Raw genomic sequence first — 10796 nt, forward strand, 5'->3', positions numbered from 1 at the left:
AACTCTCGAGCGTCCGACCGGCAGCGATGGCTTCGCGCAGCCACGCCGGCCTCGGCCCGCGCCCGCCCCACTGGTGGCCCTGTCCATCACTGAACTTCGCGCCCTTGGCCGCAGCGCGACCCTTGCCATTCGTCGCTTTGGTCTTCTTCGAAGCCGAAGGCGACACAGCAGTTGCGGAGGTCGAGGCGAATTTCAGATCGCCAGCCGTGAGGCCGTACGTCGCGATCATGTCGTTGATCTTCGCGATGGCGCCTTTGGCTTCGATCGCCAGTTGCTTTTGAGCGGAGGCCTGGAGAGCAGCAATCTGGCGTGCCAACTGGGCGTAGGTTTGAGTCATGAAGAAATTGAAAGTGGAAACGCTGGAGTCTAATTAATCCGCGCAGGCCAATTGGCCTGCGCCGCGAACAATTGCAATCTGACCGAACGTGTGCCGATCGACCGGGACTCATTCATCCGATGGCAGCAGCGGCGCGGTGTCCAGTAACGGCATCTCCCTGGCCAGGATGTACTCGAAGGCTTCGCCTGCGTGCCTTGCGGCCGTGAAGATCGCAGTTCGGTCGTTCTTCAGCACCTGCAGCCAGCTGTCCAGATAGGCGGCATGCCCCTCGATGGTGGCGTCCACCAATCCGCAGTGCCCCATCACGAACGCCGAGCCGAGCTCGGCCACCAGTTCCTCGAATGCATAGGCGGCGTCGCCGAAGCGCTTTCCGAACTGACGATTGAGCCGGCTCGGATGTCCGGTCCAATGCACCAGTTCGTGCAGCGATGTGGCGCAGCACGCTTCGGCGCTGGTGAATCGGCTCGGCCACGGCAGGCGGATCTCGTCGAGCTCCGGCAGGTACATCGCGCGCTCGAAGCCATGCCGGATGGTCGCATCGCAGCCGCCCAGCAGGCGCAAGGCGCTTTCCACTGGGCCACTCGGCGACTTCACCGGTTCGACGCACAAGTCGACGACCTCCGACGGCAATCCATCGATCTGCGCGACGTTGAAGACCCAAAATGGCATGCACAGCAAAACACCACCTCGCGGCGCCTCTTCCGCCCTGCCCCCCTCCTCGCCGGCCTGAACGTTCGCCGCGTCATCTGCATCTTCACCCCTGCGCGCTTTGCGCTCGAAGTGCGCGCACATCACGCCGCGCTCTCCCTTGCGCACCTGCGCGTCCAGGCTCGCCGCCTGCTTGTAGGTCAGCCAGACGTTGGACGCATAGCCCTGCTCAATCGCCGCATCCCACAGCAGCAGGACGTTGGCGCCGTGGTACGGCGCACCGGTCTTGCCATTGCGCGGCATGCCGCGTGAAGCCGCCCGCGTCCAGCGCTCGCGGAACACGTTGCCGCCCTTCTCCAGCATCGCGCAGATCCGGTCGGTGACGACCTGCCGCACATCTATGCGTCCCCCAGTTCGGGCCACCGATGCCTTGTCTTTGAAAGTGCCTGCTTTTGGTGAGTCCTCGGGGGGTACGGGGGGAACGCCCGTGGCTGTTGGGTGGTCCGCATCGCGCTGACGGGAGGAAGAAGCTGCATGCATGGCTGGGCCTTTCTGCGGGGTGTGCCGCGGTGGTTGAACATCTGCTTTCGGAGCCGCCTCGACGCATGACGAGCGAGCCCCAAGGGCCGATGTCCAGGGACCGCCCGGAGGCCGCAGCCGAGGCGAGAGCCGAGGACCGGGCGAGGACGGTGGCGCAGCCCGAAGCCCTGGACAGCGGACCGTGCGAGCTATGCGTCGGTCAAGAGGCGGCTTCGAAGGCAGATGCACCGCGGCACACCACGCCGGCACAGCGCATCCACGAGCCGTCCGCGCCCTCCAGCGGACAGCAGGCCGTGCGCTCCCCTGCGCGCACGCGCACAAGCTCGAGGGAAAACGTGCAGGACACCGAGGAGCCCGGCCCCGGTCCCCGCGTCTGGGATGCGCAAGGCGGGCGCAGCCCGTCCCCGCCAGGGGATGAGCGCGACGGCGCGAACCTGGATCTGCCCGGCACCGGCGTGCAGCCGGTGGACGCCCAGCCTTCAATCCATGCACTGCCGCCAAACCATTGCCTCTCCAGATGCATGCCAGTTGACGAAGCCATGTCCGCACGGATACCTTCCGACGAACGAACCAGCCGCCATGCACCTCACCGATCCGACAGCAGCAACCGCCGAGGCAACCCCGCCACACACGACGCCACCCATTGCCACCACGACCCAGGAGCAGCGCAGCGAAGTCCATCGCAAGCTCGGCCGGTGCATGTGCCGGCTCCAGCAGTACGAGCGCCTGATGAAAGCGGTGCTCGTCGAGCACGATCTGAGCGGCACCGTGCACGATTGGCCATCGCGGCGGCAGGCGCGTGTCGAGTTCTTCGCACTCATGACCCTCGGCACCCTGGTCAAGCACTTGAAGCGCAGCTACCTCTCGACCCATCTACCCGGTCAGGAAATCGCTGACGAAGGGACCGAGCCGGAGGTCACAGACCAGATCTGGTTCAGTGTGCGAGCCGGGATGCGGCTCGAACCCGACGCCTTCGCGCAGACAGTCAGCGGCCTGGAAGAACTCGTGGCGCTTCGCAACGAGTTGGTACACCACCTGATGGAGCGGTTCGATCTCTGGAATCCCGGCAGTTGCGCCGAGGCCGATGCCTACCTTGAGCGCAGCTACGAGCGGGTCGACCGCCATCTGCTCGAACTGCTGGAATGGGCGCGTCACTCTGACAAGGCGCGCGAGCTCATGGCGAGCGCCCTGGCGAGTGACGCCATCCAGGAGCACATCGCACAGACCGTGCCCTCCCCTCCCCTCGTCTTGAATGCCGACTCGAACATCGTGCAATGCCTGCGCGAAGCGCAGGCATTCCTGGCCGTCGACGGCTGGACGCTTCTTGAGGACGCCATCGCTTTCATCCGGATCACGTCCGAAGAGGAGTCGCCTTCACGCTACAACTGCCTCAACTGGCGACAGGTTCTGCGCGACAGCGGCGTCTTCGAATACGAACGGCAAGCCTTGCCCGACCGCGAAGGTCTCCGCGTTGCGTACAGAACGCGGCGCGGATGACGCGACCGCCTTCCTTCAACTTTGAGCGTTCTGCCAATATGCCGCATGTCCGCCGCATGTCGACCAGTCAAGACCTGTTTGCCCGGCCCTGGGCCAACCGTCAGCTCGGGAGACCAGGCGGGCGCCTTTTGGCCTTGGGACTTGCGATCGCCCCTGTTGAGGCGCCCGCACGACCCTCTTTCACAAACCATTGGCGTGTCGCCTTGATGCGCGGGTGATGGAATGCAACTCGACATCTTCGAACACAGCCGCGAGGTGATGCTGAGGAACGACGCTGTGCATGCGCTCGAGCGGCGCGACGCGTCAGCCGCTCTGCAGGCTTGCGAGCGCCTTGCCTGGGAATATCCGGCCGACGCGTCCTTGCCGGCGCTGCGCGTTCTCACCGGGTACATCGAGGCGGCCGAAGTCGGCCGACAGGACGCGTTTCGCGACCATGAATCCTTGCGCGAGGCGCGGCAGCTGTTGCAGGAGACCATCCGTTTCGCAGCGCAGCGCACCTTCGGGGACCTGGGTGCCGCCGCGTGGCTCACTGCGAGCTGGCAGGAACTCGCACGGCGCGCAGGATCGCTCGCGTTTGACGGGCGCTATCCCCACGACCATGCGGCGGCGCTCTGGCTGTGCGCAGGCGCCTGGGAGAACGCCGCCCAGGCGGTCGCGGCCATCGAATCGTGGCGCCGGATACCGGCGCCGCTGGCCTGGATGGCCGAGGCCCGATTGCACCTGGTCGGTCTGCGGGCGACCTGGCCGCTGCTCGCGGAACTGGGGTGGCTGTCGCCAGCGCTGCTGGAGGAGGTCGCGCAACGCTCGCCCGACCCGCTCTTGCCGCAGCTGGTACGCAGCTTCGAGGCGAATTTTGATGCGATCTCCACGGGCGGGGGCGAGACCGGCGACCTGAGCTGGTTTGCGGCATGGGTGCTCACTGAGCGCCCCGGTCTTCGTGAGCAACTGGCGCTCGCACAGGCCTCGCAGCACAGTGCGCCGGAGCAGGCAATGCGTCTCCTGGTGGAACTGCTGGGCTTGGAGCGGCAGGGCCGCCACGCTGACATCGTTGCTCGACGCAAGGTGCTGCGCGACCTGCAGCCCTCGCTGTATGCGGCGTACATGAAGAGTCGCTGACGACTGCGCTGCACGGCCGGGCTCCGCTGGCGCGACAGTCGGTGCAGGATTGGGGGTGCCGAGATGACCGATCGGCTGGCGCACGACCTGCACCTGGCGTTCCCGGAGATGAAGGGCTTTTCGGCGCGCGACCTGAAGTGCATGAGCGTCGAGCTGGCGCTCCTCGCGACCGCAGCGGTGCAACCCGCAAGCCCGCGGGCATCCCACGCGTGCTGGTCGATCAGCAACGAGTGGCACGTTGGCCGCTGAGCGTCGCTCGAAGGCCGGCCCGCTTTAGCTTTTGTCGTCGAGTAGCCGTTGGCGTGCCGCGGCAATCGATTGGTGCAGCTTTGCCTGCAACACTTCCCTGGGAGGTAGCACGGTAAGAAACTCGGCGACATGGATGCCGCTCTTGTCGAGCTCGAGCAGTTCGACCTGCTCTTGTTTTTTGCCCGCGCACAGGATGATGCCCAAGGGAGGATCTTCGTTCGCTTCCGTCTCATGCTTGGCAAGCCAGCGCAGATAGAGCTCCATCTGCCCTTTGTATTCCGCGCGAAACTCGCCCACCTTGAGATCCACGGCAACCAGCCGCTTGAGCTTGCGGTTGTAGAACAGCAGGTCGATGTAGAAATCGTCCTGATCGATCTGGATTCGCTTTTGCCTCGCGACGAACGTGAACCCGGCACCTAGTTCAAGGAGAAATTTCTCGATCTCACGCAGGATTGCATCCTCGAGGTCGCGCTCAAGGTATCGATCGTTGAGGCCTAGAAAATCTAGAACGTAAGGGTCCTTCAGGAGCAGATCGGCTGAGGGGCGTCGCGTCTGCCTCAGCGTCGCGATATCGTGTTGGATGGTCGTTTCCGGCTTCCTGGAAATCGCCGACCGTTCGTACAGCATGCTGCCGATGCGCTCCTGCAGTTGCCGCGACGACCAGTTCTCGAGCCGGCAAAGCTCGATGTAGAAATCTCGCTTCGTCGCATCGTCCAGATACATCAACGTCTTGATGTGCGTCCAGCTCAACTGTCCCCGCAGTGCGGAGACAGTCCGTTCGTCCGGAAAAGTCTCTGCGACGCGGAGACAATGTCGAAGTTGCTTTTCGCCCCAGCCACGACCGCACTGGCTCGTCAGCTGGAGGGCGACGGTTCGAACGACCTGTTCGCCATAGGCACCGCGCTCGCCTTTCAGAACATGGGACCGTAGACGCTGCCCGATTTGCCAGTAGAGAAGCGTCAACTCGGCGTTGACTGCTGCTGCGGCGCGCGTGCGCGCGCGGTCGATCAGCTCGCGCAGCTCCGTGACGAGCTCAGCCTCAACGTTCTGAAGCGAGGTCGAATTCTTCACTTCTTTCATCCGAACACCCTGCTCGCGCTCATCAGAAGCCACTTGGCCATCGGAATGGACCGGTGGTCAGCTTCGGTTTCAGCAAGCGTGAACTCCAACAGATTCATTCGAGTGGTCACGCCGAAGGCCTCGGGTAAGTTTCATGCGTTCGGCGCCGCTGCGATGGTAAGCAGCTCCTTGTCGGTGGGCTTGTTCCAATTCAGACCATAGGCGCCAGCGGCGTAGAAGCTAACCATCTCATGGCGCACCATGGGGTGGGTCCAGCCCTTCCCTACCAATCGCTGAATCACGGCCGGGTGGGCATTTCGACGCATCAGATCCTCTTGGAGCCCTTGAACCAGCTCGGCCTGACGTTCCGAGGGCAGTGCAGCCAGTTCGGCCGCGAGCAGCTCGATGCGTTCTGCAAGCCATTTCTTCTCCCATTGGACCAGTCTTTCGCTCGGTGCCACATGCACGACTTCCGGCTCCTTGGCCGCCACGGCCTTCTCGATCGCCTCTTCCTGCGCGGCCAGATGGCCGGGCAGCACGCTTCTCAGGTAGCGCAGTGGATCGCGCAGCGGCTCCGGGAAGGCGCTGGCCGCGCGCTTCTCGACCGCCTCGATCGCGGTGGCGACGGCCGCGTCGCCGAACTCCTCGATCAGCCGCTCGATCCGGGTGTGGTCAATGCCCAGCCGCTCCGCGCTGGCCAGGACACCGACATCGACCGGTTCGGCGGCCGAGCGCTGCTGTAGCGCCAGAACCCGCTGGGGCTTCTTGCGTACGGTGAACTGAAGATCCGAAACGAAGCGCCCCGACTTGAACTCCAGCATCTCGATCTCGATGTCTGCTAGGGCATTGATTTCGGCGAGCGCGGGCCGCAGGGTATCGCGCTTGAAGATGCGGTACTCGAGGCGCTGCAAACGTTCGTCGTCGGGCCGCCCCAGCAACACGGGCCTCCACCAGGACCATGCCTTGCGCGCCGTCTGCCCGACCCCCAGGTACCGGGAACAGATCTCGTAGAGCGCCACCGCGGGATGCGAACCCAGTTGCGAAATGACTTCCAGCGACAGCTTCGCAAAGATTTCCGGATCCAGCAGTTCGTTGCGCATGTTCACCGCATACGACCATTCGACCCAGACCTGTCCGCGTTCCTTGGTGAGCCTCGCGTGCGAGAGCATGCCGCACACATCCCACGTTTGCCACTCGCCTGCAGTGGGTGACTGCCACTCAACCAGCGTGGTGATCATTGAACGCAGGTGCGTCTTGATGATCTTCATGTCCCCGCTGTTGTAGTCGAGGCCTTTGACGATGTCGGTCAATGCGGCGCGGAACGTGTCTCGCTCCAGTCCCTGGTTCTGTGCGATGTGAAGCAATACATTCCATGTTCTGCGACCCAACGCGGTGATCTTGTTGTTCTGGGGGACCAGCGCCAGCGAGAACACGGGCTTGAGCAATGGGATGGGCCCGCGCGCGGGCGTCGAAACTTCTCGGTTTGCTCCTGGGATCATGGCGCGACTGTAGCGCAGTGCGGGCTTCATGTGAAACGTCGATTCACTTGTCGCAATCGTGCTTTCCGCATACGGGTCACCGTAAAAGCTCCGCTTTCAGCGCCGGCACGCCTGAGCTACAGGCGCCCGGGCTCACTGTAAAAGCTCCGGTTGGCGGCTTCACAGGAGAAGATTTGGTCTGGAGGCCGGTCGACAGCGGGGATTCCCGCTTTACTGTATCCACTCTCCCCGCGGCCTGAACGTGCTCCGCATCCCACCGTATCCACTCTGGCGTCGACTGGAAAACCTCCAGACTTCACTGAAAGGCCTCCAAAAATACGCCTAAGTCATTGATTTTATTGAATATATGCTCAATAAAGGATTAAAGGGTTAAAGGTTTTTGACCTCTGAAAAGCCCAGCGCTGGGTTTCTGGAGCTTTTTCGGGAAAGAGGATGGAAGGATTGGACGAAACTTCGCCCGTTTGCGCAAAACACGTCTAACACGCACAATCGCGCCGTCAATCACCAACTCGTTCAATGATGGAAATTCGACCCCAAATCACGCTGGCCAGCGTGCACCAGCAGGCCGAGGATGCGGCAGCCATGTTGTCGAGCATTCGCTCGGCGATGCTGGCGCCGATGGTTCGCAAGGCCGCGCCGTCCTTCAGCGCCGACCAGGTGGCCACCCTGTGCGAGGCCACCTCGCGAGGTTCGTTCGCCCACCGTGTCGCGAGCCGCAAGGATATGCCTTCGGGGACATTGGTGTCCAACGGTCGCAAGAGGCTGTTCACCTTGGCCGAGACGCGCCATTGGGTGCGGGATTACCGCAAGGAGATGCTGCGCCCCGAAGGGGCGGAAGCGATCACGATCTCCATCGCGAACTTCAAAGGGGGCACAACGAAGACCACCACGGCCATGACTCTGGCCCAGGGGCTGACACTGCTGGGCCACAAGGTACTCGTCATCGACACCGATCCCCAAGCCTCGCTGACCACCCTCTTCGGCATCCTCCCCGATGTTGAGATCAGCGCCAAGGACACGATCATGTCGCTGGCCGATGGCTCATCCATGACCGTGCGGCCGATGATCCGAAGCACCTACTGGGACGGACTGGACCTGGTGCCAGCCGCGAGCTCGCTGTTCGACGCCGAGTTCATGCTGCCCTCCCGGCAGGGCAAGGAGGGATTGTCGGGCTTCGAGTTCTACAGGGTCCTGGATCTCGGGATCGATGACGTCCGGGCGGATTACGACGTGATCATCATCGACAGCCCCCCTGCCCTGTCCTACCTGACGATCAACGCACTGATGGCAGCCAATGGCATCATCATGCCGCTACCTCCCGAGACGCTGGACTTCGCCTCTTCCACCCAATTCTGGTCCCTGTTCTCCGACCTGACCCAGACAATGCTGGAAGGCCGCGGACAAACCAAGAACTTCGATTTCATTAACATTCTCCTGTCTCGCGTACCGCCCAAAGCCGGGCGCGGGGCGTCGACCACAGCGGATGCCGTGCGGGAATGGATTGGCGCCACCTACAAGGAGAAGGTGTTGCCATTGGAGATCCCGCGCACGTCGATCGCCTCCCAAAAGTCTTCCGGGTTCGGGACCGTCTACGACAGCGAGGCGGGCGATGCCAAGGACAAGACGTACAAGCGTGCCCGGGACGCCTATGACCTCTTCGTACAGCACATCGAGGTCTCGATTCGAAATGCCTGGGCGAGGCAGTTGCCGGCCCTGGCAGGGGGTTTGTACGGTACAAACCCCCTGCGGGTGGAGGCCTAAGGGGCCAACATGTGTCGAGCCCGACCAGCTTCCCAAGCGCGAGTTGTCTCAAGGGGTTTGTACGGTACAAACCCCCTGGTTCCAGTGTGTTGCACCGGGGCCCAGATACTCGTTCGTGCAGGGGTGGAGTGCCGGGTAAGGAGACTAGACGATTTGCAGGGGCGGCACGCAATCTCTCCCACTCGCATCGCGGCGCAGCGCGCTGGATAGAACTGAACAAGGAAAAGGCAATGGCGAATAAAGACCTGGTGAAGCGCGCGTTCAGCGTCACGGCAAATCTCCCCATCCCCAGCCAGCAGCGGCGGGACGGCACATCAGCGTCGGAGGCAGCGGAAGAGGGCACGAGGATTTCCGAAGCTCCCGCCACCATCGCGCCCTCCGTGCCCAACGAACAGCTCGCGGCTTCCATGGCGCCAAAAACCGGGCCTGGATCCATGCTGGCCTTCATGACAGAGCAGTCCGAGGTTCACCGCGAGGTGGTGCGCCTTCGCGAGCGGCTGGGCGAATTCGACGGCGCGCAAGCGACGCGGCGTATCGATCCGAAGCTCATCAAGGCCTCCAGTTGGGCCAACCGGGATATGTCGCACTTCAAGACGCAAGCTTTCACTAGTCTGAAAGAGGAAATCGCGAGTGCGGGCGGCAATGTTCAGCCGATCAAGGTGCGTCCGATCGAAGGTGCGGCCGCAGGATCGCCGAGCTTCGAGATCGTCTTCGGCCATCGTCGGCATCAGGCGTGCCTGGAGCTGGGCCTCCCGGTGCTGGCGCTCGTGCAACCAGACATGAGGGACGCTGAACTCTTTGTCGAGATGGAGCGCGAGAATCGCGAGCGTGAGGACCTGTCTGCCTGGGAGCAGGGCGTCATGTACATGCGTGCGCTAGAGCAGGGCCTTTTCCCGTCCGCCAAGCAACTGGCCGCCGCGATCGATCGGGATATGGGCAACATTAGCAAGGCGATGGCTTTGGCCAAACTGCCGAGTGAGGTCGTCCGCGCGTTCGGCTCGCCCTTGAATCTCCAGTTCCGTTGGGCGACGCCACTCAAGGATGCGCATCAGCGCGATCCGGAGGGTTTGCTCGCCGCATCGCGTGAGCTCGCGACTCGGGTGCCTCCGCCTTCGCCGGCGGAGGTCTTCGCCGAGCTCACCGCGCAGGGCGGCGCCCAGCGGCAAGTGCCAGGATCCACAACGGAATGGAAAGACGACGACGGCAAGCGCATCGTCTCGCTCGTCGTCGACCGCAAGGGGAGACCGACCCTGGCCTTTGATCAGCCGATGGTCGAGGCCCAGCGTCGAAAGCTGGTCAAGCTGATTGATGGTTTCGTGGGCAGCAAGGCCTGAGGACCGATCCGCAGAAAAAGGTGGCGTTTCACTGACAAGTGAATACTCACACGCTTTCGTGGGCAAGCGAAAGGCGCGGGATGGGCCATGTCCCGGACTCCTGAATCAGCTGCGAAAGCGTACGCGCGCCCCGTGCCAGGCTGACCCGGAGGGCCTCGTTGCTCATTCCGAAAAACGGCTCGCGGCTCGGCAAACCTCGGCGGGCAGGGCCGTAGCTGGACACCCAATTTGACGCAGCGACTTGTAGGGGACGGCAGCGCGCGCTACCATTGCTAGCAAACTAAAGGAATGACAGCAATGTCGACGATCACCATCCGCGATATTCCCGAGGACACACACGCGGCCCTCAAGGTCATGGCAGCCGATGCGCACAAGGGCGGTCGGCGCAGCGTGGAAGGCCTCGCCCGGACGCTTCTGGTCGATGCGACGCGCAGAAGGGGGCCGGGCCTGGGCAGTCAGCTCGCCGCCATTGGCCGTCAGTTCCAGGCCAGCCTCGCTGCCGCTGGGGAAGGCATGGGCGATGAGGAGATCGATGCCCTGTTCAGGCGCTCGGGTGAGCAGAACGAACCGGCCACGTTCGAATGATCCTGCTCGATACGAACGTCCTGTCAGAACCTCTGAAGCCTCACTCCGCCCCCGCCGTGATCGCCTGGCTGGACGATCAGGCGGTCGATCAACTGTGCATCAGTGCCGTCACCGTCATGGAGATGCTCGACGGTGCGGCCCGCCTCGACGTCGGAGCCCGCAGGTTGCGTC

General features: G+C 63.2%; 11 protein-coding genes. 7 read left to right on the top strand and 4 right to left on the bottom strand.

What is annotated here, in order from left to right; translation table 11 throughout:
• Together APY03_RS18985 and APY03_RS18990 are read right to left on the bottom strand one after the other, a co-directional pair.
• Positions 1-316 (bottom strand): H-NS histone family protein (locus tag APY03_RS18985; RefSeq protein ID WP_198161268.1); only part of this gene is annotated, 316 nt, incomplete at its 3' end.
• 129 nt (positions 317-445) lie between these two features.
• Positions 446-1381, bottom strand: a complete 936-nt coding sequence (locus APY03_RS18990; RefSeq protein WP_232081454.1) for an ArdC family protein — start codon at positions 1379-1381, stop codon at positions 446-448.
• Positions 1382-1903: 522 nt separating this feature from the next.
• Here APY03_RS18990 and APY03_RS18995 point away from each other — a divergent pair.
• The 3 genes from APY03_RS18995 to APY03_RS19005 all read left to right on the top strand — a co-directional run bounded on the left by APY03_RS18995 (position 1904) and on the right by APY03_RS19005 (position 4387).
• Positions 1904-3022 (top strand): hypothetical protein, encoded by a 1119-nt coding sequence (locus APY03_RS18995; protein ID WP_146039714.1) that lies wholly within the window; start codon positions 1904-1906, stop codon positions 3020-3022.
• Between the two features lie 222 nt (positions 3023-3244).
• The gene (locus APY03_RS44100; protein ID WP_068679023.1) at positions 3245-4138 is read left to right on the top strand and encodes a hypothetical protein; all 894 of its coding nucleotides are present in this window, start codon (positions 3245-3247) and stop codon (positions 4136-4138) included.
• A gap of 63 nt (positions 4139-4201) precedes the next feature.
• A complete protein-coding gene (locus APY03_RS19005; protein ID WP_068679025.1) occupies positions 4202-4387 on the top strand; it encodes a hypothetical protein in 186 nt (61 codons plus the stop codon).
• Positions 4388-4411: 24 nt separating this feature from the next.
• On the opposite strand, the gene APY03_RS19010 is transcribed toward APY03_RS19005, so the two are convergent.
• Together APY03_RS19010 and APY03_RS19015 are read right to left on the bottom strand one after the other, a co-directional pair.
• Complete coding sequence (locus APY03_RS19010) at positions 4412-5467, bottom strand: PDDEXK nuclease domain-containing protein (protein WP_068679027.1); 1056 nt, start codon at positions 5465-5467, stop codon at positions 4412-4414.
• Positions 5468-5598: 131 nt separating this feature from the next.
• Entirely contained in the window at positions 5599-6975 is a 1377-nt protein-coding gene (locus APY03_RS19015; RefSeq protein WP_068679029.1) for a replication initiation protein, read from the bottom strand.
• A 489-nt stretch (positions 6976-7464) separates the two neighbouring features.
• On the opposite strand from APY03_RS19015, the gene APY03_RS19020 reads away from it, so the two are divergent.
• From APY03_RS19020 to APY03_RS44105, 4 genes are all read left to right on the top strand, one after another.
• On the top strand, positions 7465-8706 hold the full coding sequence (locus APY03_RS19020; protein WP_068679059.1) for an AAA family ATPase: 1242 nt from the start codon (positions 7465-7467) through the stop codon (positions 8704-8706).
• A 230-nt stretch (positions 8707-8936) separates the two neighbouring features.
• The gene (locus tag APY03_RS19025; protein WP_068679031.1) at positions 8937-10040 is read left to right on the top strand and encodes a ParB/RepB/Spo0J family partition protein; all 1104 of its coding nucleotides are present in this window, start codon (positions 8937-8939) and stop codon (positions 10038-10040) included.
• 297 nt (positions 10041-10337) lie between these two features.
• A complete protein-coding gene (locus APY03_RS19030; RefSeq protein WP_068679033.1) occupies positions 10338-10625 on the top strand; it encodes a FitA-like ribbon-helix-helix domain-containing protein in 288 nt (95 codons plus the stop codon).
• Positions 10622-10796, top strand: a 175-nt coding sequence (locus tag APY03_RS44105) for a PIN domain-containing protein (RefSeq protein WP_232324338.1), incomplete at its 3' end; no start/stop codon positions are given. The genes APY03_RS19030 and APY03_RS44105, both read left to right, overlap by 4 nt.

The sequence above is a fragment of the Variovorax sp. WDL1 genome (assembly GCF_001541225.1).
Classification (GTDB): Bacteria; Pseudomonadota; Gammaproteobacteria; order Burkholderiales; family Burkholderiaceae_C; genus Variovorax.

What these genes read in the sequence shown, in the direction of transcription:
- APY03_RS18995 (WP_146039714.1), top strand. Translation starts at nt 1,904, where the DNA reads ATGCGCAAGGCGGGCGCAGCCCGTCCCCGCCAGGGGATGAGCGCGACG.
- APY03_RS44100 (WP_068679023.1), top strand. Translation starts at nt 3,245, where the DNA reads ATGCAACTCGACATCTTCGAACACAGCCGCGAGGTGATGCTGAGGAAC.
- APY03_RS19010 (WP_068679027.1), bottom strand. Translation starts at nt 5,467, where the DNA reads ATGAAAGAAGTGAAGAATTCGACCTCGCTTCAGAACGTTGAGGCTGAG.
- APY03_RS19025 (WP_068679031.1), top strand. Translation starts at nt 8,937, where the DNA reads ATGGCGAATAAAGACCTGGTGAAGCGCGCGTTCAGCGTCACGGCAAAT.
- APY03_RS19030 (WP_068679033.1), top strand. Translation starts at nt 10,338, where the DNA reads ATGTCGACGATCACCATCCGCGATATTCCCGAGGACACACACGCGGCC.
- APY03_RS19005 (WP_068679025.1), top strand. Translation starts at nt 4,202, where the DNA reads ATGACCGATCGGCTGGCGCACGACCTGCACCTGGCGTTCCCGGAGATG.
- APY03_RS19015 (WP_068679029.1), bottom strand. Translation starts at nt 6,975, where the DNA reads ATGAAGCCCGCACTGCGCTACAGTCGCGCCATGATCCCAGGAGCAAAC.
- APY03_RS19020 (WP_068679059.1), top strand. Translation starts at nt 7,465, where the DNA reads ATGGAAATTCGACCCCAAATCACGCTGGCCAGCGTGCACCAGCAGGCC.